The 23,500-nt window shown below is 65.8% G+C and carries 25 protein-coding genes; 16 read left to right on the top strand and 9 right to left on the bottom strand.

All coding sequences use genetic code 11. From position 1 onward, the window contains the following. Positions 1 to 125: 125 nt before the first annotated feature. The gene (locus ASF34_RS20375; RefSeq protein WP_056164067.1) at positions 126 to 818 is read right to left on the bottom strand and encodes an HAD family hydrolase; all 693 of its coding nucleotides are present in this window, start codon (positions 816 to 818) and stop codon (positions 126 to 128) included. A gap of 179 nt (positions 819 to 997) precedes the next feature. On the opposite strand from ASF34_RS20375, the gene ASF34_RS20370 reads away from it, so the two are divergent. The 6 genes from ASF34_RS20370 to mepA all read left to right on the top strand — a co-directional run bounded on the left by ASF34_RS20370 (position 998) and on the right by mepA (position 4,610). Continuing rightward, complete coding sequence (locus ASF34_RS20370; protein ID WP_056164064.1) at positions 998 to 1,318, top strand: hypothetical protein; 321 nt, start codon at positions 998 to 1,000, stop codon at positions 1,316 to 1,318. A gap of 99 nt (positions 1,319 to 1,417) precedes the next feature. Beyond that, positions 1,418 to 2,077 (top strand): peptide-methionine (S)-S-oxide reductase MsrA, encoded by a 660-nt coding sequence (gene msrA / locus ASF34_RS20365; RefSeq protein WP_056164061.1) that lies wholly within the window; start codon positions 1,418 to 1,420, stop codon positions 2,075 to 2,077. An 85-nt stretch (positions 2,078 to 2,162) separates the two neighbouring features. After that, positions 2,163 to 2,666, top strand: a complete 504-nt coding sequence (locus ASF34_RS20360) for a TIGR00645 family protein (RefSeq protein ID WP_018045598.1) — start codon at positions 2,163 to 2,165, stop codon at positions 2,664 to 2,666. Positions 2,667 to 2,676: 10 nt separating this feature from the next. Continuing rightward, positions 2,677 to 2,991 carry a DUF2293 domain-containing protein gene (locus ASF34_RS20355; RefSeq protein ID WP_018045599.1) on the top strand — a complete coding sequence of 105 codons (315 nt, stop codon included), beginning with the start codon at positions 2,677 to 2,679 and terminating at the stop codon, positions 2,989 to 2,991. A 109-nt stretch (positions 2,992 to 3,100) separates the two neighbouring features. Continuing rightward, complete coding sequence (locus tag ASF34_RS20350) at positions 3,101 to 3,634, top strand: hypothetical protein (protein ID WP_244479062.1); 534 nt, start codon at positions 3,101 to 3,103, stop codon at positions 3,632 to 3,634. A gap of 46 nt (positions 3,635 to 3,680) precedes the next feature. Then, positions 3,681 to 4,610, top strand: a complete 930-nt coding sequence (gene mepA, locus ASF34_RS20345; RefSeq protein WP_018045601.1) for a penicillin-insensitive murein endopeptidase — start codon at positions 3,681 to 3,683, stop codon at positions 4,608 to 4,610. A gap of 122 nt (positions 4,611 to 4,732) precedes the next feature. Here mepA and ASF34_RS20340 read toward each other — a convergent pair whose 3' ends face one another. Both ASF34_RS20340 and ASF34_RS20335 read right to left on the bottom strand, forming a co-directional pair. After that, positions 4,733 to 4,969: a hypothetical protein gene (locus ASF34_RS20340; RefSeq protein ID WP_056164055.1), complete on the bottom strand. Its 237-nt coding sequence runs from the start codon at positions 4,967 to 4,969 to the stop codon at positions 4,733 to 4,735. Between the two features lie 103 nt (positions 4,970 to 5,072). Further along, positions 5,073 to 5,969: a helix-turn-helix domain-containing protein gene (locus tag ASF34_RS20335; RefSeq protein WP_056164051.1), complete on the bottom strand. Its 897-nt coding sequence runs from the start codon at positions 5,967 to 5,969 to the stop codon at positions 5,073 to 5,075. Positions 5,970 to 6,768: 799 nt separating this feature from the next. Between ASF34_RS20335 and ASF34_RS20330 the strand changes: the two genes are divergently transcribed. The 4 genes from ASF34_RS20330 to ASF34_RS20315 all read left to right on the top strand — a co-directional run bounded on the left by ASF34_RS20330 (position 6,769) and on the right by ASF34_RS20315 (position 10,768). Beyond that, on the top strand, positions 6,769 to 6,972 hold the full coding sequence (locus tag ASF34_RS20330) for a hypothetical protein (RefSeq protein WP_018045604.1): 204 nt from the start codon (positions 6,769 to 6,771) through the stop codon (positions 6,970 to 6,972). 69 nt (positions 6,973 to 7,041) lie between these two features. After that, entirely contained in the window at positions 7,042 to 7,245 is a 204-nt protein-coding gene (locus ASF34_RS20325; protein ID WP_018045605.1) for a hypothetical protein, read from the top strand. Positions 7,246 to 7,374: 129 nt separating this feature from the next. After that, entirely contained in the window at positions 7,375 to 8,652 is a 1,278-nt protein-coding gene (locus tag ASF34_RS20320; protein ID WP_056164048.1) for an HlyD family secretion protein, read from the top strand. Between the two features lie 4 nt (positions 8,653 to 8,656). Then, positions 8,657 to 10,768 (top strand): peptidase domain-containing ABC transporter, encoded by a 2,112-nt coding sequence (locus ASF34_RS20315; RefSeq protein ID WP_056164045.1) that lies wholly within the window; start codon positions 8,657 to 8,659, stop codon positions 10,766 to 10,768. 60 nt (positions 10,769 to 10,828) lie between these two features. Here the strand turns inward: ASF34_RS20315 and ASF34_RS20310 are convergent, their stop codons facing one another. The 3 genes from ASF34_RS20310 to ASF34_RS20300 form a co-directional block, all read right to left on the bottom strand. After that, positions 10,829 to 11,227 carry a (R)-mandelonitrile lyase gene (locus ASF34_RS20310; protein ID WP_056164042.1) on the bottom strand — a complete coding sequence of 133 codons (399 nt, stop codon included), beginning with the start codon at positions 11,225 to 11,227 and terminating at the stop codon, positions 10,829 to 10,831. Positions 11,228 to 11,260: 33 nt separating this feature from the next. Beyond that, complete coding sequence (locus ASF34_RS20305; RefSeq protein ID WP_018045609.1) at positions 11,261 to 12,016, bottom strand: glucose 1-dehydrogenase; 756 nt, start codon at positions 12,014 to 12,016, stop codon at positions 11,261 to 11,263. 140 nt (positions 12,017 to 12,156) lie between these two features. After that, a complete protein-coding gene (locus ASF34_RS20300) occupies positions 12,157 to 13,071 on the bottom strand; it encodes a LysR family transcriptional regulator (RefSeq protein WP_018045610.1) in 915 nt (304 codons plus the stop codon). A gap of 132 nt (positions 13,072 to 13,203) precedes the next feature. Between ASF34_RS20300 and ASF34_RS20295 the strand changes: the two genes are divergently transcribed. Next, positions 13,204 to 13,926 (top strand): sulfite exporter TauE/SafE family protein, encoded by a 723-nt coding sequence (locus ASF34_RS20295; RefSeq protein ID WP_018045611.1) that lies wholly within the window; start codon positions 13,204 to 13,206, stop codon positions 13,924 to 13,926. Positions 13,927 to 14,055: 129 nt separating this feature from the next. Here ASF34_RS20295 and ASF34_RS20290 read toward each other — a convergent pair whose 3' ends face one another. After that, positions 14,056 to 15,399, bottom strand: a complete 1,344-nt coding sequence (locus tag ASF34_RS20290; protein ID WP_018045612.1) for a dicarboxylate/amino acid:cation symporter — start codon at positions 15,397 to 15,399, stop codon at positions 14,056 to 14,058. A 309-nt stretch (positions 15,400 to 15,708) separates the two neighbouring features. Between ASF34_RS20290 and ASF34_RS20285 the strand changes: the two genes are divergently transcribed. Both ASF34_RS20285 and ASF34_RS20280 read left to right on the top strand, forming a co-directional pair. Then, positions 15,709 to 17,586 (top strand): sensor histidine kinase, encoded by a 1,878-nt coding sequence (locus tag ASF34_RS20285; RefSeq protein WP_056164038.1) that lies wholly within the window; start codon positions 15,709 to 15,711, stop codon positions 17,584 to 17,586. Then, the gene (locus ASF34_RS20280; RefSeq protein ID WP_018045614.1) at positions 17,583 to 18,941 is read left to right on the top strand and encodes a sigma-54-dependent transcriptional regulator; all 1,359 of its coding nucleotides are present in this window, start codon (positions 17,583 to 17,585) and stop codon (positions 18,939 to 18,941) included. The genes ASF34_RS20285 and ASF34_RS20280 overlap by 4 nt, the downstream gene beginning before the upstream one ends. Before the next feature lie 21 nt (positions 18,942 to 18,962). Here the strand turns inward: ASF34_RS20280 and ASF34_RS20275 are convergent, their stop codons facing one another. Continuing rightward, positions 18,963 to 19,214 carry a hypothetical protein gene (locus tag ASF34_RS20275; RefSeq protein ID WP_018045615.1) on the bottom strand — a complete coding sequence of 84 codons (252 nt, stop codon included), beginning with the start codon at positions 19,212 to 19,214 and terminating at the stop codon, positions 18,963 to 18,965. Positions 19,215 to 19,674: 460 nt separating this feature from the next. Here ASF34_RS20275 and ASF34_RS20270 point away from each other — a divergent pair, with 460 nt between their 5' ends. After that, positions 19,675 to 20,004 (top strand): DMT family transporter, encoded by a 330-nt coding sequence (locus tag ASF34_RS20270; RefSeq protein WP_056164035.1) that lies wholly within the window; start codon positions 19,675 to 19,677, stop codon positions 20,002 to 20,004. A gap of 6 nt (positions 20,005 to 20,010) precedes the next feature. Then, positions 20,011 to 21,210 (top strand): serine hydrolase domain-containing protein, encoded by a 1,200-nt coding sequence (locus ASF34_RS20265; protein WP_056164032.1) that lies wholly within the window; start codon positions 20,011 to 20,013, stop codon positions 21,208 to 21,210. A gap of 596 nt (positions 21,211 to 21,806) precedes the next feature. Here ASF34_RS20265 and ASF34_RS20260 read toward each other — a convergent pair. Next, complete coding sequence (locus ASF34_RS20260) at positions 21,807 to 22,727, bottom strand: hypothetical protein (RefSeq protein WP_156465793.1); 921 nt, start codon at positions 22,725 to 22,727, stop codon at positions 21,807 to 21,809. Between the two features lie 657 nt (positions 22,728 to 23,384). On the opposite strand from ASF34_RS20260, the gene ASF34_RS22940 reads away from it, so the two are divergent. Then, positions 23,385 to 23,500: IS630 transposase-related protein (locus ASF34_RS22940; protein WP_244479066.1), on the top strand; the 116-nt coding region annotated here is incomplete at its 3' end.

Raw genomic sequence — 23,500 nt, 5'->3', positions numbered from 1 at the left:
ACCTATAGAATGATAGCAGTCCTCCGCTTCGTCAACGGATGCATCTTCCGAATGCATGCGCCCTCATGGCATGAATGACGCGCAGACCGACGAAGCACAGGCGATTTCTTCGGGAAGAACCGAGGTCAGACGGATGCGGCGGCGCGCCCGATCAGGCCGGCAAGGTCGCGATGATGCGCATAGACCCGTTCGGCCCCGGCCGAGATCAGGTCCGCCCCCGTGGGATCGTGCTCCCAATGGCCCCCGCCGATGAAGCCGAGGACGCGCATTCCGGCGGCGCGCGCCGCCGTGACGCCGGGCACGCTGTCCTCGACAACGAGGCAGTGGCCGGGGGCGAATCCCATCTCGGCGGCGGCCAGGAGGAAAAGATCGGGCGCCGGCTTGCCGCGAGAGACCATGGTCGCCGAGAAGATGCGGCCCTCGAACAGGGGCAGAAGGCCGGTGAGGCCGAGCGAATGGGCGAGCCGCGCCGGATCGCTGCTCGATGCAACGCAGCTCGGAAGCTCCAGCGCCCGCACCGCCAGGGCGATTCCCTCCATGGCACGCAGGTCGCGGTCGAAGGCACGAAGGGTTTCGGCCTTCACCGTCTCGACGAAGCCGTCGGGTGCGGCGATCCCGTAATCGCGCTCGATATGTCCCATGATCGACGTCATCGACGTGCCGGCGAAGCGCTCCCTCACCGTATCCACATCGATGGCGACGCCTATCCGGTTGAGCCCCGCCGTCAGTGTCCCGAGGCTCAGCGGCTCGCTGTCGACCAGCACGCCGTCGCAATCGAAGATCACCAGTCCGGTGGAAGTTTCGGGTTCGGTCGGCAAGGCGATGGTCCGCTAGAAATGGCTGGGACGGGCTGTGCCACGGAGCCGTCACGGCGCGCAATGGCGGCCGATGCGCGCTCGCTGCCGGGACGGCGTGTGCCTCGGAGACCTTGCGCCTCGCGACGGCGCCCCCTAATCCCGCAGGGCCGGCATGGGAGCCGGCGTGTGTGCAAGCCGCGATGCTCCGCTTCCTAAGCCGCCTCATCGGATATGTCGTCCTCGCGGCGGGCTTCGTCGGCCTCGTCTACGATGGCGCGCGCTCGATCGCCAATAACGGCGTTCGCTTCACCAGCCTGAGCGACCTTCTGATGACGCTGTTCAAGGAGCGCGGGAGTGCGCTCCAGGGCTCGGTGGAGAGCGTGGCCCCATGGCTGTGGCAGGCCCTCGTCCTGCCGCTCACTCTGGCCCCCGCCTGCCTCCTCGGCCTCGGTCTCGGGGCCTTCCTGCTCTGGCTCGGCCAGCCGCCCCGAGAGCCGATCGGCTTTCTCAGCCGGCCCTGACGCCTCGACCGTAAGGCATGGCCGTTTCGACACGGGGCATTCAGGAAGAGGGTCCGGCACCCCATATAGGGAATATCCCGCCCTCTCACGGAGGCCCCGATGCTCCAGTTCTTCCGCAAACGTCCCGAAATGCCGAGCGCCGCCGACGCGCTGCCCGGCCGGTCGACGCCGACCCCCACCACCGAGACCCATTTCGTCAACGGCCATCCGCTGAAGGGCCCCTATCCGGAGGGAAGCGAGCAGATCGTCCTCGGGCTCGGCTGCTTCTGGGGCACCGAACGCAAGTTCTGGCAATTGCCGGACGGAATCGTCGTGACGGCGGTGGGCTATGCCGGCGGCTTCACGCCCAACCCGACCTACGAAGAGGTCTGCTCGGGCATGACCGGGCATAACGAGGTGGTTCTCGTCGTCTACGATCCGGCCGTTCGCCCCCTGGAGGCGGTACTCAAGACGTTCTTCGAGAACCATGACCCGACCCAGGGCATGCGCCAGGGCAACGATGTCGGCACGCAGTACCGTTCGGGCATCTACACGGCGAACGAGGCGCAGGCCGAGACCGCCCGACGCGTACGGGAGGCCTACGGGGAAGCTTTGAAGGCACGCGGGTTCGGCGAGATCACCACGGAGATCGTCCCCCTCGATACGTTCTACTTCGCCGAGGGTTACCATCAGCAATATCTCGCCAAGAACCCTGCGGGTTATTGCGGTGTCGGTGGCACCGGCGTGACCTGTCCGATCGGTACCGGCGTCGCCGCCTGAGGCGCCTCGCCCGCCGAGCTCACCGCTTGTCGAGCTTTGCCGCACATGCCAAACCCCGCCCGGTCGGGCGGGGGATTCGAGACGGATGATCGAACAGGTTTTCGAACGCGTACTCTTCGCGTGCCGCTGGCTACTGGCGCCGTTCTACGCGGCGCTCGGCATCGGCATCGTCGTGCTTCTGGTCAAGCTATTGCAGGAACTCGCTCATTTCGTCCTGCACATGTGGAGCGCCACCGAGTCGCAGATCATTCTCGGCGTGCTGACCCTGGTGGATCTGTCCTTCACCGCGTCGCTGCTCATCATCGTGATGTTCTCGGGCTACGAGAACTTCGTCTCGAAGATCGATCATACGGACCACAAGGACTGGCCCGAATGGATGGGGACGATCGACTTCACCGGGCTGAAGCTGAAGCTGATGTCGTCGATCGTCGCCATTTCGGCGATCTCGCTGCTGAAAGCCTTCATGGACATCAAGGCGACGCCGGACCGCGAATTGTACTGGCTCGTCGGTCTCCACATGGTCTTCGTCGTGTCCGGAATCCTCATGGCCCTCACGGATCGGATCGCCGCCGGCCACCACGACAAGTAAAGACGCCGCGATGACCCGCGCGGACGCCGTCGGCGAAGCGCTTCGTATCCTCGCTCCGCGCCTGCCCGCTTTCGAGACGGACTCCGTCCTCTCCCGGGCGCTGACAAGTCCGGGGCTGCGGAATGCGAGCCCCGAGAACGCGGCTTGGCTCGCCCTCGTCGCCTTTGCCCGCCACGTCTTCACCGAATACGATTCCTATCTCGACGAAGGCTACGACCGCGACAGTGCCCGCCATTTCGTCCTCGACGAGCTCAACGAGACGTTGCGCGGCTGGGGCGTACGCCGAACCGTGTCCGAGGACGTCGAGCAACCGGACGACGAGTGATCACCGGGTCCGCACTGCCCCCCCGAAGCGGACAACCGCGGGAAACCTTTCCGGTCACGGCACCGTTCTCACCGTCGAGGGGGCCGCGACCGTTCATAGGACAGTGGCCATGCGCAGAATGCTCCCGATCATCGCCGGCCTGGTGCTCGCATCCGGCGCGGGTCTCGACGCCGATAGGGCGTCGGCGCAACAGGTCGCCGATCCGGCCGCCTGCACCTCGTTCGACTGGCCGCTCCTGCGTGAGCAGGCCTGGTTCGAAGCTCCTTCTCTCCCCCGGCTCGATTCCGGCGCGACCCTCTCTGCAGAGATGCCGGGCGCCGTCCTGGCACTCAAGCCGATCGCCGAGGCCGATCTCCCCTTCGTGCCCTCGCGGGAACCGAATCCCGGCACATTCGGCGGCAGCTTGCGAATACCGCCCGTCGTTATGCCCGGCCTGTATCAGGTGACCCTGTCGGACAATGCCTGGATCGACGTGAGCCAGGACGGCACGACGACGCGCAAACCTGTGGCGAGCACGATGCGGCCCGGATGTCCGGGCGTTTCGAAGAGCGTCCGGTTCCAGTTCGGCACCACGCCCATTCTCATCGTCGTCAGCGGCGCGAAATCGGACTCGATCAAGATCTCGGTCTCGCCAGCGGAATAGCCGAGAGCTCTCGACGGCCCGACGGCCGATGGACTAGGTTGGCGCCATGCACCTGACCTTACGCTCGTTCCGCCTCGCGGCCCTCGCCTTCCTCGCCTGCGGAGGGGCCGCACAGGCCCAGGACAGGGGCAGTGTGAACCCCAAGCCCCTACCGCCACTGGACAATCCCGACGCGCCCTCGACACCGGCCAAAGCCCTCTTCGGGCGGGCAACGACGCCGGCTCCCGGCCCTGCAAGACCCTACGGATCCTATGCCAAGGGATGCTTCTCCGGCGGCGAGGCGCTGGCCCAGGACGGACAGAACTGGCAGGTGATGCGCCTCTCACGCAACCGGATGTGGGGCACGCCGAATCTCGTGGATTTCATCGAGCGACTGGCGGCCAAGGCGCCCAGCGTCGGTTGGAACGGCCTTCTCGTCGGCGACATGTCCCAGCCTCGCGGCGGACCGATGCTCACCGGCCATGCCTCCCACCAGCTCGGCCTCGACGCGGATATCTGGCTGACACCGATGCCAAACCACCGCATGACACGCGCGGAGCGCGAGGAGACCTCGGCCACCAACGTGGTGCGCACGGACCGCCTCGACATCGATCCGCAGGTCTGGACACCGGAACATCTCAAGCTGATCCGCCTCACGGCACAGCAGCCAGAAGTCGCGCGCCTCTTCGTCAACCCGGCGATCAAGAAGGCCCTGTGTCGGGGAGCGGGTGGCGACCGCTCCTGGCTCAACAAGGTTCGCCCGATGTACGGGCACAATTACCACTACCATATTCGCCTCTCTTGCCCGGCCGGCGACGATCAGTGCGGGGACCAGGCCCCGCCGCCCCCCGGCGACGGCTGTGGCGAGGAACTCGCCTATTGGTTCAGCGACGCGGTGCTGAACCCGCCGAAATCGACGAAGCCGGTGAGGCCCAAGCCGCCGATGACCATGGCGGCCCTTCCTGCCGCCTGCCGGGTGGTGCTGAAGGCCCGGTGAGCGCTACGGTTCTGCGGGCCAGGAGCATGGACCGATGTACCGCGACGCAGTGCTGACGGGCGGGGATCCGGAACGGCAGGCCGGATAGGCCATGCGGTCCTGCATTGCGACCGCACCATCCCTTATCGGAGTCCCACAATCGAACGGACTGGTTCCACTGTGGTCGTCGGCAGGACAATATCGGGTGGTCCCGAAGCGATCGGCCGGACTTCGTCCAGGGCATGGACAACATCCGTTCCGTTCAGATTCGTCAGCCGGCGCGCGGTCAGCATGAGCGTGCGCGTGCCGGACAGGGCCGCCATCTCCGCCGCATCGGTTTCGCCGTCGCGGGAACTCGTCGCCTCGTCGATAACGATCACACCCGGTAATGACGGCCTGGGGGTCGGAGGCATTCAAGAGCGATGCTGATCGCCCCGACCGCTGAAGAATCGGGGGCACAGCCGGAACTCCTCGCGGGGGGACTTAACCGTTCGATGGGCCGAGGGGCCGAGTCTCGCGCGCCCGGCGCAGGAAGGCGCGTGGCGGCTGTCCCGTGAGACGGCGGAAGGTCTTCGACATCTGGCTCGCATCGTTGAACCCCGCCAGGGGCACGATCTCGCTCAGGCTCAACGTCCCGCTGGCAATCAGGTCCTGCGCCCGGTTCACCCGCTCCCGCAGGATGAACTGATAGGGTGTCACGCCGAAGGATGTCTTGAAGGCGCGAACGAGATGGCCGACGCTGGTGCCGACGGCGTCCGCCAAGTGTTGCAGGCTCAGCGGTTCAGCGAGGCGGGAGAGGATCAGTTCGCGAAGGGTCGCGGCCTGTGGCGACGTCAGCGTGGGGCCGGTGCGGCGGGGCATCGTTTTACCGCCTGAGAACAACTGCAGCAGCGTCGCCGATACGCTTTCCACCAACAATGGCCCGGTGGAGCATCCCGTCTCCAGGTCGGCCGACACGGCTTGCAGCAGATGGCTCACCGCGATCTGCGAGCGCGACGGAACGAACTGGGTCCGGATCTGTGTCTTGGTGAGGGAGGCGTCGGTGATGCGCTCGACGGCCTCCGGGGCCAGTCTCAGTGTCAGCGTACGGAACGGCCCGGTCCAACTCTCGACCACGGCAGCCCCCGGCTCGAGGACGATGATGTTGTCCTCCGAGAAATCGTAAGTCTGGCCCGACCAGAGAAAGCGCTGACTCGGCGGCGCCAGCGACAGGGCGAAGTGGATGCCTTGCTGGACGATGGACACCGTCCCCTGGCTGCCGAGCATGATGTCGCTGAAGCCGATGCCGGACCACCCGAGGCCCGCGCTGGTCTGGAGCACAGCCTCGATCTCACCGTGGAGTTCGATCGTGCAACCGCATTCGCTCTGATCAATCCGCATTCACGCGATCATGATGCATGCGAAAACTCCCATTGGCGGCCCGTCTCCCGGACGGTCGCAAGAAACTCGTCTCGAAAGGCCCCGTCCTCGAGCGCCCAGTTTGGGCATTCGATCGGCAATGAGCCGCCTTGACGAACAACCGCCACCGCAATCCGTTCGTTCTGCACTTTCTTGCAAAGCGATGCAGCACGCAAGGGTGAGATCCAATGAACCTGCATCCGACGCGACAAGGCCTATTGTGAGATGTCTTGCCTTTGTCGCTCAGCCTAGCCCGCTGACGGTGACTGCCACGGCCTCCTCGGGCAATGCGACTGCCCTTTGTCAAATCTATAATAAAACTTGCCGCCCTCGGACCGCCTCACTGCGGGGGGCGCAAATCATTGTTGTCGCCTAAGCCGATAGGAGGGGAAGCAAATTCCACACAGTCAAGCCTCACTTTGTCGATTGACTTACCTGCGACAAATTGTCAAATAATTCAAAAAACATGATGTTTATCAGTGCTTTGATTAGGAAAATACAGAATTCCAATCCTTGCCTCATCCTCAGCAAGAATCGCCAAATTCCAGCAAACTTGGTGAGGAAAATCAGACCTTCGCCGACCGTAGCCGAAGGAACAGCCACGCCGTCATCAATCGACAACAAAGCTCACCGAGGGGCGACCTCAGGCATGAAGGTCGAAATTGAGGGTTGATGGACGATTCTGAGCGTGTAGTCTGGATAACAGAAAGCAAGACCGAATGCTTTCAAACATAGACTAGAGAAAAAGATCGACATACCGAATACACTCTGGAGAGAATGAATGTCTAAGACGAATGACACCATCCGCACCCTCGATGCATCCGAGCTCGATGCGGTCGGCGGCGGCCTCTCCCTGGGTCTCGACCTCGACCTTTCGAGTGAACTCGGTGCCGTTTCGGGCACGATCGACCAAGTCGGCGGTTTGGTCGGGGGTCTCGTCGGTGGCCTGCTCGGCGCCGTTGGTGGCCTCCTGGGCGGCAAGTAGCCCGGCCCGCCAACCCGATTTCTCGGCGTGGCGCGAAGCGAACGCGCCGCCTAATTCCGGAGATGTGACATGACCCAGAACCTCGACACCATCCGCGAACTCGATGCCACCGAACTCGACGCCGTCGGCGGCGGCCTGTCCCTCGGTCTGGACCTCGACCTGTCCAGCGAACTCGGCGCCGTTTCCGGGGTGGTCGGTCAGGTGGGTGGCTTGGTGAGTGGCCTCGTCGGCGGTCTTCTCGGCGCGGTCGGTGGCCTCCTCGGCGGCCACTGAGCACTGATCCGCATCAATCCTGATCGGTGAATAAGCGCGGCGGGCCGGTAGGCCCGCCGCGCTTCTCGTGCATAACACGCCTCAACATCGAACTACGCCGCCCTTGGGCTAGGAGGACCGCCGAACCCGATGACGTCGCCGCTTTTTCGCGCAGAGGTCGCCCGAGCGCGCCAGGATTCCTGGTTGGGCGAAGCCCAGATCGTGCAGCCGCTCTCAATCCGGCTGATGACCGCGATCACGATCCTGATCACCATCGCGGCAATCCTGTACGTGGTCTTCGGCACCTACACCCGCCGTATCCACGCCTTCGGCATGCTCACACCGGATGTGGGTCTCATCACTGTGGCGAGCCCGGTGGCCGGACGCGTCAGCGCCTCGGGGGTGAAGGAGGGGGACCGGGTCGTGCAGGGCCAGCTTCTCTACACGCTCGACCTCGACGCCGTCTCAGCCAACGGCCCGACCCAGCAGCGCATCATCGATCAGCTGGCCCGGCAGAAGGAGACGATCGAGGCTCAATCTCGGTTGCGGTCGGCCATGGCGGCCACCGAGAAGCGCTCGCTCGCCGAGCAGATCGACAACCTCCAATCCCAGTCGCTGCAATTGGAGGAGCAGGTCCAGCTGCAGGAGAAGCTGGTGCCCCCGCTGAAAGAGCGGGTCGATGTCCTCGCCAAGGCGGTGAGCGACGGCTTTGCCCGCTCGGCCGACCTCCAGAACCAGAATTACCTCTACCTGCAGGCGAGTTCCCAGCTTGCCCAGTTCCGCAATTCGCGCCTGCAGCTCATGGGCAAGGTCGGCGAGTTGCAGGCGACGCTCGCCACCTTCGACGACAAGCTCGCCCGCGACCTCGCCGAGATGGACCGCACCGCCGCCCAGTTGGAGCAGCAGCGGGCCGAGAGCGAGGCCCGCAGGGCCATCGAGGTGCGGGCGCCGGAGAAGGGCATCCTCACCTCCATCCGGGTCCAGGCCGGCCAAGGCGTGGCGGCGGGCGCCACGCTGCTCACCCTGCTACCGAGCGAGGGCCGGCTCCAAGCGAACCTGTTCGTGGAATCCTCCGCCATCGGCTTCATCGATACGGGGGAGGCCGTGATGCTGCGCTACGCGGCCTTTCCCTTCCAGCGCTTCGGCCTCTACCGCGGCACCGTCACGGAGGTCACCCGCGCGCCCCTGGAGGCCGCCGACCTGCCGGAAGCCGCCGGCGCCAAGGCGAAGAATGGCGACGGCATCTACCGCATCATCGTGCGGCCGGACGAGAGCAGTGTGGTCGCCTATGGCGAGAGCCGCCGTCTGGAAGCCGGGATGCGGGTCGAGGCCGACATCGCACTGGAGAAGCGCCCCCTCTACCGCTGGCTTCTCGACCCGCTCTATCGGGTCAAGCGCAGCGTCGATCTCGTGACCCGCGGCGGATGAAAGCGTGAGCCTGCTCAGCACCCTTCAGTTCGGCTTCGGCCGGCGCGTGCCCGTCCTGCTTCAGGCGGAGGCCGCCGAATGCGGCATGGCCTGCCTCGGCATGGTGCTCGGCTATCACGGCCGCCATGTCGATCTCGGCGCCCTGCGCCGCCGGCACGCTCTGTCGCTCAAGGGCATGACCCTGCGCAATCTCGTCGATCTCGCGGGCTCGATGGGCCTCGCAACCCGGGCCTTGCGGGCGGAACTGAAGGACTTGCCCAAGCTCAAGACGCCCTGCATCCTGCATTGGGGGCTCAACCACTTCGTCGTGCTCACCGCCGTGAACGGCAGGGGGATCGTCATCCACGATCCCGCCCGGGGGCGGCGCAAGCTCACCTTCGCGGAGGCGTCGCGCGAGTTCACGGGCGTCGCCCTGGAAGCGAGCCCGACCACCAGCTTCGTGCGCGAGAAGCGGCAGCGCGGACTGGCGCTGGGCGACCTGTTCCGGACGATCGGCGGCATCCGCCCGGCGCTCGCCCAGATCCTGGCCCTGTCCCTCGGCATCGAGCTCGTCGCGATCCTGATGCCGATCGCATCGCAGATCGTCATCGACGAGGTCATCGTCAACGCCGATCTCGACCTGTTGCTGGTGGTGGCGGTGGGGCTCGCCCTTCTGCTCGTCGTCCAGCTCGTCCTCTCGGTGGCGCGGACCTGGGCGATCATGCTCACCGGGACCAAGCTGAACTACCAATGGTCGGGGAGCTTGTTCGACCACCTCTCGCGCCTGCCACTGGACTATTTCGAGAAGCGGCACGTCGGCGACGTGATCTCGCGCTTCGGCTCCCTGGCGACGATCCAGAAGGGGCTCACCACCGATCTCGTCCAAGCCGTGCTTGACGGGATCATGTCCATCGGCATGCTCGCCATGCTGGTGGTCTATGGCGGCTGGCTATCCCTCGTCGTCGTCGCCTCGACGGCGCTCGCCGCGGCGCTGCGGATCGCCGCCTACGCCTCCTACCGCGAGGGCACCGAGGAGGCGATCGTCGCCGAGGCGCGCCAGCAGAGCCATTTCATCGAGACCGTGCGCGGCATGGCGAGCGTGAAGCTCCTCGACCTGCGCGAGCGCCGGCGCGGCACCTGGATGAACCACTTCGTCACCTCGCTGAACGCCCGGCTGCGGCTCCAGCGCCTCGACCTCGTCTTCGGCCGGGCCAATGAGCTGCTGTTCGGCGTCGACAGGCTGCTCCTGCTCGTGCTCGGCGCGCGGGCGGTCATCGACCAGTCGATGACGCTCGGCATGCTGGTGGCCTTCCTCGCCTATCGCGACCAGTTCTCGCAGCGGATCGGCAACCTGATCCAGTCGGGCTTCCAACTGCGCATGCTCAACGTCCAGACCGACCGGCTGTCGGACATCGTCATGAGCGAGCCCGAGGAGGGTTCCGGCTCCACCCTGGAACCGGCCGCCCCGGCGGTGATCCGGGCGACGGAGGGGACGGGGAGTGTCGCCGTGAAGGAGCTCGCCCTGCGCTACGGCGCGGACGAGCCCTGGATCTTCCGCGACCTCAGCCTCGACGTGCCGGCGGGGACGAGCTTCGCCATCACCGGCCCCTCGGGCTCGGGCAAGACCTCACTGATGAAGATCATGATGGGCCTGCTGCCGGCGAGCGAGGGGCGCGTCCTCGTCGACGGGCAGGAGATCCGCACCCTCGGGGCGGCCAGCTATCGCCGCCGGATCGCGGGCGTGATGCAGAATGACGGCCTCTTCGCCGGCTCCATCGCCGAGAACATCGCCAGTTTCGACGAACGGCCGGATGCCGGCTGGATCGAGGAATGCGCCGCGCGCGCCGCGATTCTCGCCGACATCAAGCGCACCCCGATGGGGTTCGAGACCCTCGTGGGCGATATGGGTTCGACGCTCTCGGGCGGCCAGAAGCAGCGGGTCATCCTTGCCCGCGCCCTCTACCGCAAACCGGAGATCCTGTTCCTCGACGAGGCGACGAGCCATCTCGACGAAGCGACGGAAGCGGTCATCGCCGAGGCTTTGCGCGATCTGCGCATGACCCGGATCATCGTCGCCCACCGCCCGGCCACCATTGCCGGAGCGGACCACGTCTTCACCCTGACGCCCTCCACATGAGGCCCCGTCGGGACGGGGGTCTTCGCGCCCGCCCGTCGAGGGGCCACCTTTGCGCGAGCGTCAGACGCCGCGATAGTGTTCGTCGGTGACCTGTTCCAACCACGTCACCGCCCGGCCTTCGAGCTGCTCCTGGATCGCGATATGCGTCAGGGCCGTCGTTGCCGTTGCCCCGTGCCAGTGTTTTTCACCCGGCTCGAACCAAACGACGTCGCCCGGCGCGATAGCCTCCATCGGGCCGCCCTCCCGCTGAACCCAGCCGGCCCCGAAGGTGACGATGAGCGTCTGGCCGAGCGGATGCGTATGCCACGCGGTGCGGGCACCCGGCTCGAACGTCACGCTCGCTCCGGCGACCCGCGCCGGCTCGGGCGCGGAGAAAAGAGGGTCGATCCGCACGGTCCCGGTGAACCATTCGGACGGTCCCCTGCCGGACGGTCGCGACCCGCTGCGTGTGATGTCCATTCGCCTGCTCCTCCGTTTTCGCCGGATCGACCGTCAAAGCGACCAGCCACCATCGATCACCGTGGCGGCTCCGGTCACGAACCCACCGACGTCCGAGCACATCCAGAGCACCGCTTCTGCGATCTCCTCCGGCTTGCCGAGGCGCCCTACCGGTTCGAGGTCGATCGCCTTTTGAACGTCGCCTCCCGTGAAACGGTCCATCATCGGTGTTTCGATATTGCCGGGCAGGATGGCGTTCACCCGAATGTTCTTCCTGGCATAGTCCAGCGCCGCCGAGCGGGTCAGACCGATGATGGCATGTTTGGACGCGGCATAAGCCGCGCCACCCGCAACACCGCGGATGCCGGCACCGGAGGAGGTGTTGACCACCACGCCGCCACCCTGGCGCACCATCTGCGCCAACTCATACTTCATGCAGAGGAAGGTCCCCCTCAGGTTGATGTCGAGGATGCGGTCCCATTCGTCGAGTTCGATCTCGTGGACCGGCGTGGCCCTGTTCTCGACTCCGGCATTGTTGAAGGCACAGTCGAGGCGTCCGAAGCGTTCGACGGTTCCGGCAATCGCCGCTTCCACCTCTTCCGGCAGAGACACGTCGCAACGGATCGCCAGGACTTCTCCGCCGGCCGCTTCGATCTCGGCCCGCAAGTGTTCCAGGGTCGCCTCAGTCCGATCGGCAATCGCCACGCGAGCCCCCTCGGCCGCGAAAGCGAGGGCGGCGGCACGTCCGATGCCGCTGGCGGCACCTGTGACGAAAACGACCTTTTCGGTGAAACGGTGCGTGGTGAGCATGTCGGAAGCCTCCGGCTGGCCGTGATGGCGAGCCTTACCGCTCACCGATCAGCGACAAGTAGGCTCACGGCGTCACTCCGATGACCCGCCATTGCTTCAACGGACCGATGAGCATGGCTCATCGCTTGGCGACATCGCGCCTACAGACCGAGCGGGCGAAGCTCGCGAACCAGATCGATGAGGAGCCGCAGGCCTGTGGGCAACTGGCGGCGTCCCGGATAGTAGATGTGAAAGCCGGCTCCCTCGGGTGCCCAATCCGTCAGAACGACGCGCAGTTCACCGCGACCGACCGGCGACCTGACGCATGGTTCGGGGAGGTAGGCCAGCCCCCCGCCTGCCATCGCGAGGGACAGTGCGAAGTGCGTGTTGTCGATCGTCACGGCGCCGGGCACGTCGAGCGCGAGCGACTCACCGGCCCGTTCGAACTCCCAACCGTAGAGCCGTTCGTCGCCGAGGCGGATGCGCAGGCACCGATGCGCCAACAGGTCGTGTGGATGCGCCGGCGTTCCATGCCGATCGAGATAACAGGGTGCGCCGACAACCACCCAGCGAAGGTCGGCCGACAGGCGCTGGGCGATCATGTCCTGAGCGACGGTGCCGCCATATCGGATGCCCGCATCGGCCCCGGCATCCACGATGTCGAGCAACTCGTTGGAGACCCGGACGTCGATCTCAATCTGCGGATGGCGCTCGCTGAAGGCGGGCAGCACTGGCGCGAGCAGCAGCGTGCTGGCATGTTCGAGCACATTGAGACGAATGCGCCCCGCGGCGTTCCCTGGCTCCCGGTGGCGGTTGAGCCCATCGAGCGCCGAACCGATCGCCGCGAAGGGCGCATCGAGCGACGCCAGAAGCTCTTCGCCCGTTGCGGTCAGGGTGACGCTCCGGCTGGTGCGATTGATCAGCCGCACGCCGAGGCGAGCCTCCATCGCCTTGAGGGCATGGCTCAGCGCGGAGGCACTGACACCGAGTTCCAGCCCCGCACGCCGGAAACTCAGGTGGCGAGCGATGGCGAGGAAGGTGCCGAGATCGGCAAGATCGGTCCGACTGGTCAGCATGAGGCAGGGGAACGTCCGCTGGCGGGAAAGTGATCCGAGCCGGCCTCCGTCAGCACAGGCTCGCAGGCCGAGGTTATCCAACGTCAGGCATTGTCCCTAGGGACTTCCGGTTCGACCGGGCACAATCGGCCGATGGGCCTGCTTCTCATCCTCTCCATCGGCCTCGTGGCGGGCGTCGTCAGCGGCATCATCGGCACCGGCTCCTCGATCATGCTGGTGCCGGTTCTCGCTTATGTCTACGGGCCCAAGGAGGCCATCCCGATCATGGCGGTCGCGGCCGTGATGGCGAACCTCTCGCGCATCCTGGCATGGTGGCGAGAGGTCGACTGGCGGGCCGTCGCCGCCTATGCGGCGACCGGAATTCCGGCAGCAATGCTCAGCGCTCGCACGATGCTGGTCCTGCCGCCGCGTGCTGTCGATCTGGCGATCGGCGCGTTCCTTCTGGCGATGATCCCTGGACGCCGCTGGCTGGCCAACAGCCTCGTCAGAGTGCGGGTCCCCCATCTGGCGGTTGCCGGAGCGGCAATCGGCTTCCTGACGGGCATCGTCGCCTCGACCGGCCCGGCCTCGGTTCCGGTCTTCATCGGCTACGGCCTCACCAAGGGTGCGTTCATCGGCACGGAGGCGGCTGCGTCGCTGGCAATCTACCTGACCAAGACCCTGACCTTTCAGGGAACCGGCGCATTGCCGGCCGAGGATTTGGTCAGAGGCCTCGCCGTGGGCGCGGCGCTCATGGTGGGGGCGTTCGTGGCAAAGCCCTTCGTGCTTCGCCTCGCCCCGGAGACGTTCCGGTTCATGATGGACGGGCTTCTGGCGATCTCGGGCACGTGTCTCGTCTGGAATGGCCTCGGGTGACCCATCGCGTCGAGGAGCCGAGGCCGTGCTGAACGCGAAAGGGGCTACCGGGCCATTGCGGTCCGGCAGCCCCTTTCGGATCGTCTTCGAGCCAGCTGGATCGCCACCCGGCTAGAAGTGGGACGGGCGTTACTCCGCAGCCTGGAGAACCGGCATCTCGGCTGCCAGAGGCATCGGGTTGCCGCCCAGTGCCGCCGCGAGTCTGACCTCGTCCACTTCACCTTCCCAGCGGGCGACCACGATGCAGGCCACGGCGTTGCCAATGAAGTTGGTGAGCGCGCGGCACTCGGACATGAAGCGATCCACGCCGAGGATCAGCGCCATGCCGACGACGGGCACGGAGGGGACCACCGCGAGGGTCGCCGCCAGAGTGATGAAGCCCGAACCGGTGACGCCGGCCGCGCCCTTGGAGGAGAGCATGGCCACGAGGAGCAGGAGGCCCTGCTCGCCGTAGGTGAGCGGCGTGTCCGTGGCCTGCGCGATGAAGAGCGCCGCCATGGTCATGTAGATGTTGGTGCCGTCGAGGTTGAACGAGTAGCCGGTGGGGACCACGAGGCCGACGACGGGCTTCGAGCAGCCGGCGCGCTCCATCTTCTCGAGCAGCGAAGGCAGGGCCGACTCGGAGGACGAGGTACCGAGGACGAGCATGAGCTCCTCCTTGATGTAGCGGATGAGCTTGATGATCGAGAAGCCGTTGTAGCGGGCGACGAGGCCGAGCACGCCGAGCACGAAGATCGCCGAGGTCAGGTAGAAGGCGCCGACGAGGTAGGCGAGGTTGGCGAGCGAGGCGATGCCGTACTTGCCGATGGTGAAGGCCATGGCGCCGAAGGCGCCGATGGGGGCGACCTTCATGATGATGTTGACGACGCCGAAGATGGCTTCCGACAGCACCTTGATGATGTCGAGAACCGGCTTGCCGCGATCGCCCAGGAAGGCGAGGCCGAAGCCGAACAGCACGGAGAAGAACAGGACCTGAAGGATCTCGCCGCCCGAGAACGCACCCACCGCCGTGGTCGGGATGATGTTCATGAGGAAGTCGGTGATCGACTGCGTCTTCGCCTTGTCGGCGTACATCGCGATCGACTTCGGATCGAGGGACTTCGGATCGATGTGCATGCCCGCGCCCGGCTGGACGAGGTTCGCCACGATCAGGCCGACGATGAGGGCCAGCGTCGAGAAGGTGATGAAGTAGATGAGCGCCTTGCCGCCGACGCGCCCGACCTTCTCGAGATTGGTCATGCCGGCGATGCCGGAAACGACCGTGAGGAAGATCACCGGCGCGATGATCATCTTGACGAGCTTGATGAAGGCGTCGCCGAGCGGCTTCATGTCCGCGCCGACCTGCGGGTAGAAGTGGCCGAGGGTGATGCCGATCGCCACGGCGAGGAGCACTTGGAAATACAGCGTGCGATAGAGGGGCTTGGGCTTTGCCGCCGCGTGCGGCGCGGTGAGCGGTGACGGTATGGTGGCCATGGCGGGCTTCTCCCTTGGGAATAGATCGGTTCGGATCGAAGCGCCGGGGTGTCCGGGGCTCGTCGTCTTTTGGTCTTGGCGTCCGGGGCTGGCCCCCTTCGGCGCGCAGCCCTGCGATGAACGCAGGGCTGCGTTTCGGTCTGAGAATGGCAACCGCCGTGCCAAGTCGGGAACTCCTGAAATAATTCGTTAAAACATTGATTTGAGACATATTTTTCAGATGGTCGCCAATCTCCTCCTCACGTCGAATGCGGTTATCCGCACCCCGTCCCGAAATTCCGTCCGGGATTTCGCACTGGAGCGAGCCCGTTGAATTCGAATGTCCCGCCTCGCGAGGGAACCGATCGCGGACTTCTGAAACGATCACGCCGGAGCCTCGCCCTCGCCGCCAGCCTCGTCCTCGTATGGGTCGCGGCGTGGCTGGCCGGGCAGGCCGCCGAACGCTGGGCGCTGTCCGACCTGCGCCGCACGGCACAGTCGACCCTGGCGCTGCAGGTCGGCGCCTTGCGGGCCGAGATGCAGAAGCAGGCCTCGCTCCCCCTCGCCCTCGCGGCGGACCCGGAAATCGCCGCCGTGGCGGGGCCGGATCCGACGCCGGCCATGGTCGAGCAGGTGAGCAAGCGCCTTGCCCAGGTGGCGGCCGCCACGGGCTCGGCGGTGATCTACGTCATTCGCCCCGACGGCATCACCGTGGCCGCGAGCAACGCGGAGGCCGAGCGCAGCTTCGTCGGCCGGGACTACGCGTTCAGACCCTACTTCCGGCAGGCCATGGCCGATGGCGCCGGGTCGCAATTCGCCTTGGGCACGGTGAGCGGCCGGGCGGGGCTCTACCTGTCGCGGCGGATCGGCGAGGCTGGCGGCGTCGTCGTGGTGAAGATCGAGTTCGATGGGGTCGAGGCCGCGTGGCGGCAATCGGGAGACGGGGTGTTCGTGGCCGATGCGCGGGGCATCGTCCTCGTGGCGAGCGATCCCGCCTGGAGCTTCGCCACCCTGCGCGAGGTCGGCGACGACGAGCGGAAGCGCATCCGCGCGGCGCTGGAATTCGGCGAAGCGCCGCTCTCGGCGCTCCCGCTCCATCCGGTCGGGGGGATGCAGGATCTCGTCCGCGTCGGCCGGGGCTCACGGCCGGCGCGGACGGCCCTCGCCCTGGACGCCCCCATTCCGGGCACCGACTGGCGGCTCCATACCCTGACGCCCGTGGGCCCTGCCGTGGACCGCGAGCGGGTGCAGGCCTGGATCATCGCCGCTCTCGGCACCGGCCTGGCCTGTATCGGGATCGCGACCCTGGCGGGCCGTCGGCGGCGGACCCGCCAGCACCTCGCTCAGGCCGCGGCGCGCCGAGAAGAATTGGAGAGGAGCGTCCGCGAGCGGACGCTGGAGCTCACCGACGCCAACAGGATGCTCCGGCTGGAGATCGAGGAGCGGCGGAGGGCGGAGGAGGAACGACGGCAGGCGGAAGCCGAGCGGGAGCGCCTGGGCCGCGAACTCGCCCAGGCCGGACGGCTCGCAGCGTTGGGGCAGTTCGCCGCCAGCATGGCGCATGAGATCAACCAGCCGCTGGCCGCCATCCGCTCCTACGCCGACAATGCGGCGATCCTGGTGCGGCGGGGCCGGGGCGAGGAGGCGGCGGAGAACGCCTTCGCCATCGGCCGCCTCACCGACCGCATCGGCGGGCTGACGCGGCAGCTCAAGGGGTTCGCCCGGCGCTCGTCGCCCCGTCGCGAGCCCGTGGCGCTCGCCGATATCCTCGCCAACAGCCTGGAACTGGTGGAAGCACGGGCGCAGGCGGCCCGGATTGCGGTCTCGGCGGAGAAGCCGGCTCCCGGCCTCTCCGTCCTCGGCGACGGGCCGCGCCTCGAACAGGTCGTGGTCAACCTGCTCCAGAACGCCCTCGACGCGGCGGCGGGGAGCACCGATCCACGGGTCTCCCTCCTGGTGCGGGACGTGCCCGATAATCGCGTGGCCATCGAGGTCCGCGATACCGGGCCGGGCCTCCCCGAGACCATCCGGGCGCAGGTCTTCGATGCCTTCTTCACCACCAAATCCGATGGGCTCGGTCTCGGGCTCGCCATCGCGCGCGGAATCGTCGAGGATTGCGGCGGCAGCCTGAACGCCATGGACGATCCGGCGGGCGGCGCGGTGTTTCGGATGGAACTGGCCAAAGCCCCCGTGGAGACGACACCGTGAGCGTTGAAGAGGGTGCGGGCGGGTCGGCCGAACGGGTCGTCTTCATCGACGACGAGGCGGATGTCTGCCGCGCCAACCGCCAGAGCCTGGAGCTCGACGGGTTCACGGTGGAGACCTTCGGGGCCGCCGGGCCGGCGCTGGCCGCCATCCTCGCCGATCCGCCCGGCCTCGTGGTCACCGACGTGCGCCTGCCCGATCTCGACGGCATCGCCCTGTTCGGGCGGATCAAGGCGATCGATCCGGAGTTGCCGGTCATCCTGATCACCGGGCATGGCGACATCCGCATGGCGGTGGGCGCCATGCGCGACGGGGCCTACGATTTCCTGGCCAAGCCTTATCCGGCCGAATCCCTCGTCGCCTCGGCGCGCCGCGCGCTGGAGCGGCGCCGGCTCGTCCTCGAGAACCGCACCCTGCGCGCCCGGCTGGACGCGGCGGTGGAGGAGGACCCGGCCTTCCTCGGCATCTCACCCGAGATGGTGCGCCTGCGCCGCCTCGTGCGCGAGGTCGCCCAGGCCGATGTGGACGTGCTCGTCTTCGGAGAGACCGGATCGGGCAAGGAGGTGGTGGCGAGCGCCCTGCATCGCTGGAGCCGGCGGGCCGGCCGGAACTTCGTCGCCATGAATTGCGGGGCGCTGCCCGACAGCGTCGTCGAGAGCGAGCTCTTCGGCCACGAAGCGGGCGCCTTCACCGGCGCCCTCAAGCGCCGCGTCGGCCGGATCGAGCACGCGCAGGGGGGCACGCTGTTCCTCGACGAGATCGAGAGCATGCCGCTCGGTCTCCAGGTCAAGCTCTTGCGCGTGCTGCAGGAACGGGCGGTGGAGCCGCTGGGCACCAACGAGATCCGCCCCATCGACATGCGCGTGGTGGCGGCGACCAAGGTCGATCTCGGCCAGGCGGCGGCGCAGGGCACCTTCCGCGACGACCTCTACCACCGGCTCAACGTCATCACGATCGCGATCCCGCCCCTGCGCGACCGGCGCGAGGACGTGATGCTGCTGTTCCAGGAGTTCCTGACCCGGGCGGCGACGCGCTTCGGCCGCGAGCCCGCGCCGATCACGCCGGCCGTGCGGGAGCACCTGCGCCGGCACGACTGGCCCGGCAACGTGCGCGAACTCGGCCATTTCGCCGAGCGTCACGCCCTGGGCCTCGGGCAGAACGAGGTGTCGCCGCCCGAGGCCGCCACCGCCGGAACCCTGGCCGAACAGGTCGACCGGTTCGAGCGCGGCCTGATCCGCGAGGAGTTGATCATGGCCGGCGGGGACGTCCGCATCGCCGCCGAATCCCTCGGCACACCGCGCAAGACCCTCTACGACAAGATCGCCCGGCACGGCCTGACGCCCACCGATTATCGTTGAGACGGAAGGGCTTGGCTCTCCTCAGAAGCGGCGATCCTTGCGGTCCGGGTTCGGGCCGGTGGTGTGATAGCTGGCCATGCAGGCATGATAGATCTGCGAGCCGAGGTCGTAGAGGCTGAGGTTGTTCGGGTTGGCGGCGCTGAACACCTGCGCCCTGGCCTGTTCGCGACAGGCGGCGTCCTGCGGGCTCTGGATCGGCGGCTCGTTCACCTGCTGCGCGAGGGCGGCCCCCGTGAGAGCGATGAGGAGAAAGGCGGTCAGAGTCGTGCGCATGGTGTCGAATTCCGTCGCGGGGAGAGGGACATAGGGAGGGGAAGGGTCTCGGTGGTGACGAGGATCGTGCCGGGAGCCCCCTCCCCCTGCGGACTCGCCGGCTCTGGCAAGACGAAAGAGAATCTCGCGCGGTCCATCCCCGATCTGTGCCGTGAGACCCCGACCGGGGCAAGACGCCATCGACGGGCGGACTTCGAATCCGGTGCGCGCCGCCCGAGCCGCATCGCCACCCCCACCGCCACCGCCACCGCCACCGCCACCGCCACGCGCACCCGGTTTCGACCGCCATCGGGCGGCCTTTCATGCGCCATCCACACGGGACATTAACGGCCGGCGTGCTCTTGGAAATCCGGAGCCGTACCGGTGGATTTCCCCCCGGTATCGGCCATGACGCGGCCATCGCCATGCGGATGGCCGCCCGACCCGCCTTCAGCCCGCCGACCGCACGGACGACCCACGGATGAACCCCTATCTCCTCCTCGCCCTGGCCATCGGCGCCGAAGTGACGGCGACCCTCGCCCTCAAAGCGGCCGACGGTCTCACCAAGCCGGTGCCGACGATCGTCGTGGTGCTGGGCTACGGCACGGCGTTCTGGCTGATGTCGAACAGCATGAACATGCTGCCGATCGGGATCGTCTACGCGATCTGGGCCGGGGTCGGCATGGTCGGCGCGGCGGTCGGCGGCGCGCTGTTGTTTCAGGAGCCGATCACCCTGCCGATGATGATCGGGATCGCGGTGATCGCCGTCGGCGTGACGATCCTCGCCTCGGGCCAGACCGCGCATCACTGAGGGGTGATGTCGCGATTTGCCCGCCTCCGGCCCCGCTTTCGCCGCCCCCGGCTCGCCGGGGCGCTGATCTGCGCCCTGGCGCTGGGCGGGCTGGCGGCCGCCATCGGGCCGCTGCTCGGCGTGCCGAACCCGATCACGCTCGCCGCCCTCGCCATCGTCGAGCCCTCCTCCGTGGGCACTTGGTTCGCGAGCCGGGTGGTGGCGGCGGCGCCCTCGTCCCGCCCCCTGCCCGTCCGGCTCCACGCGATTCCCGACCGGGTTCCCTGGAAGGGACGGAGCGTTCCCCTGGCGGAGATGCTGCGGGCGACCCATACCAACGCCCTGCTGGTGACCCAGGACGGCGTCCTCGTCCACGAATGGTATCGCCCCGGTTCGGGGCCGGCGACGCTGTTCCCGTCCTGGTCGGTGGCGAAATCGGTGGTTTCGCTGCTGGTCGGACAGACGATCGCCGAGGGCAAGCTCGCCGAGACCGACCACGTGGCGGCTCTGCTGCCGTATCTGCGGGACGAGCCGGCCTTCGGCCGCATCACCGTCCGCGACCTCCTCGACATGACGAGCGGACTCGCGGTGCCGGAGAATTACGACCCGTGGGACCCGCTCACGGGCACCGCCGGCATGTACCTCACCCGCGACATCCGCGACTTCGTGCGCGACCACGCCACCCTGTCGTCGAAGCCCGGCAGCACGGGGCAATACCGCAGCATCGACACCGAGATCCTCGGCCTGATCCTCGCGGAGGTCCAGAAGAAGCCCCTGGCCGACCTCCTCTCGGAGGCGATCTGGAAGCCCATGGGCGCCGAGGCGAAGGCGACCTGGAATCTCGACCGGCCGGGGGGGACGGAGAAGGCCTTCTGCTGCATCAACGCCGTGGCGCGGGATTTCGCCCGCCTGGGGCTGATGGTGGCCGACCATGGCCGCGTCGGCGGCACGCACATCGTCCCGGCACGCTGGATCGAGCGGATCGAGACCCCGGCGCGCCGGGATGTCGACGGCTGGCCCTACTCGGCGCAATGGTGGCACGTGCCGGAAGGGGACGACGACATCTCCGCCATCGGCGTCTACGGCCAGTACATCTACATCAACCGCGACACCGGCACGGTCATCGTCAAGCTCAGCGATCACGGCGCCGAGCAGGACGAGGAGGACACGTTGGCGGTGATGCTGGCGATCTCTCGGGCACTGGCAGCGGCGCGCCCGGCGCGTTGAGGCGAAGGACCGGGCGGCGGGACCACACGGCTCTCTCCGTCATCGGAGCCAAGAGTATAGGCCGATGATGCGCAATCTCAGCCGTTCCGTCTGAAGTTGCACATAGGCATCTTCAGCCTCGATGCATGTGCCGAGGGCCTATTTTCATTTGCTAGTCCAAGGTCTTACCTCATCCTGAGGTGCCGCGTAGCGGCCTCGAAGGAGGCATCCAGGGATCGCTTTGGTGTCTGGAGGGCTCCTTCGAGGCCCGCTGACGCGGGCGCCTCAGGATGAGGTAAAGCCTTGGAAAACAACGTAAACAGGCCTCCGTCTATATAGTAGTGAAAATCTGACGTTTGGTACCCGCTGCCGGGGCTGCTTTAGACCCTCAGCAGGCTCTGGGAAGGGCCGCTTTCAAGCGGCTGGTTTGAACAGAAAATTAAACTGGAATGGGTGTATTTCGGACCATCTGCTCTCGATTGGGCCATCGAAAAACGGATGTAGGATTTTTGTGGCTATATGGCAGAGACCTCAATAATGACGCCTAAATCGCATAAAGTTAGCTAGTATATATAAAATGCTGCAAAGCAGAGCATTTTATATTATATGTCGTCAATCTAATCGTTGGCCCGCGCAGAAAGCGCTGGATCATGGTTGTTAAATAGATCCTTAAACTGCTCGTCACTTAGGCTGTCGATGCCGAACTCGCCATAATCGGGATGATCGACGAGGCGCCAACCTAGAGCGTCACTAAAGTCAACGGAGTGAAACGGCCCTAAGCAGAAGTTCTTGGCGCAGTAGTAGTGAGCCACGAAAGGATTGCTCTCCCATTCGCGCTTGATGAAGCCGGCTCCCAACGTGCCCTCAATAAACCAGGGCTGTTGCCCAAAGGCACAGAATTGCTGCTCGATAATCCGACTCAGCAATTTTGCTGCCGTCAGGGCATCTTCTCGAAGTTGAGAAGCAGTTTCCAGATTGAAGTGGATCGACCGGTTTCGAAGCTTCTCCAGATCGCGAAACGAAACGATTACCTCGGGGAGCAGCACCTGCCACGCTTTAAGCGTATCAATGGCAATCGACCAGCAATCAAAAGATTTCTTTCGGTATACGATCTTGTATTGCGGTGTTGATTTAAATTTCTCTCGCAGGTCAAGGATGAGGTGATTGAGAATGCGCTCACCCAATGCGCAGGCCCCAGTTAACGCCGCATAGTAGGCGCCGCTGACAAACGCAGTACGGACATGGTTGAACATTGAATTGTGGTGGGCAACAATCGAAAAAGGCTTGACGCCGAAAGCAGCAAAATCATCAACTTTACGATCAATGTTTAGGCTGCCAAACTCCGCATTAAGACTTGCGATGATTTGATTGTACTGAGCATCCCATTGCGCCCGCGCTTCCTCGCTCCAGTTTTCGCCCGGCGTTGCCACGAGATGACTCGGCCGTGAGTCGAAGTCGAAATTGAAGATGCGGTGGCGCCGGACGCCGCGGTCACTGACTCCTGGAACGCGCTGTCCATCCACCTCGTTTCCGCTCATCGTATCTCCCGCCAAGCGAGCCTGACGTAAACCCGGAAACAGTCACAACTAGGCCTTCTAAGGTCTCGTTATGCTGATTTTTCCGCAATGGGATGCCCATAACGATATGGCGATCATCTATTTCCGCTTGCGCACAGTCCTGGCACCGGCAACCCCAACATCCTTTTTGCACTCTATGAGATAAACTTACGCGAATGGTCGTTCGCAGCAAAAAATTGCCTGCTTGCGAAATTTTATCGCATTCAGACGAGCGTCCAGGTTGGGCGGGAGGCGGGACGTCCGCATCGGTGCTAAAGGCGAGAACCCGCTCCCCACCGAGGTTGTGTGGAAACGCGTCTCGGGCTGACGCAGGCAGAAGAATTTCCTGCGAAAACACTCGAAGGTCGCCTTCGCAGCCATCTGAGCTGATGTTTCTCAGTCTATCATGGAAGACTGCACTTCGGCATGGCGAAGCGCCGACGTTTTTACACAGCCTGCACCCATTTCGGACGCTCAAGGCGCGGGGACCATCCGTCAGATGGCGACCACGCGATCAACGACATCCCAAAAACACGCAGGAGCGCCGTCTAGAGCCGTGCCCTGGCGGTTTGAATCGTTGGGGGTAGGCGATTTGGACCGGTTGTGATTCACTGGACGGGCTTATGAGGGAGGATCACCATGCCTTCAGCTCTCTCTGTCGATCTGCGCGAGCGTGTGGTCGCCGCGATTGAAGCGGGCACATCGCGGCGTCAGGCAGCCAAACGCTTCGGTGTCGGAGCGGCCAGCGCGATCCG

It is taken from the genome of Methylobacterium sp. Leaf106 (assembly GCF_001422895.1).
Taxonomy (GTDB): domain Bacteria; phylum Pseudomonadota; class Alphaproteobacteria; order Rhizobiales; family Beijerinckiaceae; genus Methylobacterium; species Methylobacterium bullatum.
The sequence above is the reverse complement of the archived record's forward strand: the minus strand, read 5'-3'. Positions and strand labels throughout refer to the sequence as shown.

Coding starts and splice junctions, on each gene's coding strand:
- msrA (WP_056164061.1), top strand. CDS start 1,418: ATGCTCCAGTTCTTCCGCAAACGTCCCGAAATGCCGAGCGCCGCCGAC.
- ASF34_RS20330 (WP_018045604.1), top strand. CDS start 6,769: ATGTCTAAGACGAATGACACCATCCGCACCCTCGATGCATCCGAGCTC.
- ASF34_RS20350 (WP_244479062.1), top strand. CDS start 3,101: ATGCGCAGAATGCTCCCGATCATCGCCGGCCTGGTGCTCGCATCCGGC.
- ASF34_RS20270 (WP_056164035.1), top strand. CDS start 19,675: ATGAACCCCTATCTCCTCCTCGCCCTGGCCATCGGCGCCGAAGTGACG.
- ASF34_RS20325 (WP_018045605.1), top strand. CDS start 7,042: ATGACCCAGAACCTCGACACCATCCGCGAACTCGATGCCACCGAACTC.
- ASF34_RS20275 (WP_018045615.1), bottom strand. CDS start 19,214: ATGCGCACGACTCTGACCGCCTTTCTCCTCATCGCTCTCACGGGGGCC.
- ASF34_RS20305 (WP_018045609.1), bottom strand. CDS start 12,016: ATGCTCACCACGCACCGTTTCACCGAAAAGGTCGTTTTCGTCACAGGT.
- ASF34_RS20260 (WP_156465793.1), bottom strand. CDS start 22,727: ATGAGCGGAAACGAGGTGGATGGACAGCGCGTTCCAGGAGTCAGTGAC.
- mepA (WP_018045601.1), top strand. CDS start 3,681: ATGCACCTGACCTTACGCTCGTTCCGCCTCGCGGCCCTCGCCTTCCTC.
- ASF34_RS20320 (WP_056164048.1), top strand. CDS start 7,375: ATGACGTCGCCGCTTTTTCGCGCAGAGGTCGCCCGAGCGCGCCAGGAT.
- ASF34_RS20370 (WP_056164064.1), top strand. CDS start 998: ATGCTCCGCTTCCTAAGCCGCCTCATCGGATATGTCGTCCTCGCGGCG.
- ASF34_RS20355 (WP_018045599.1), top strand. CDS start 2,677: ATGACCCGCGCGGACGCCGTCGGCGAAGCGCTTCGTATCCTCGCTCCG.
- ASF34_RS20295 (WP_018045611.1), top strand. CDS start 13,204: ATGGGCCTGCTTCTCATCCTCTCCATCGGCCTCGTGGCGGGCGTCGTC.
- ASF34_RS20265 (WP_056164032.1), top strand. CDS start 20,011: ATGTCGCGATTTGCCCGCCTCCGGCCCCGCTTTCGCCGCCCCCGGCTC.
- ASF34_RS20335 (WP_056164051.1), bottom strand. CDS start 5,969: ATGCGGATTGATCAGAGCGAATGCGGTTGCACGATCGAACTCCACGGT.
- ASF34_RS20310 (WP_056164042.1), bottom strand. CDS start 11,227: ATGGACATCACACGCAGCGGGTCGCGACCGTCCGGCAGGGGACCGTCC.
- ASF34_RS20290 (WP_018045612.1), bottom strand. CDS start 15,399: ATGGCCACCATACCGTCACCGCTCACCGCGCCGCACGCGGCGGCAAAG.
- ASF34_RS20360 (WP_018045598.1), top strand. CDS start 2,163: ATGATCGAACAGGTTTTCGAACGCGTACTCTTCGCGTGCCGCTGGCTA.
- ASF34_RS20300 (WP_018045610.1), bottom strand. CDS start 13,071: ATGCTGACCAGTCGGACCGATCTTGCCGATCTCGGCACCTTCCTCGCC.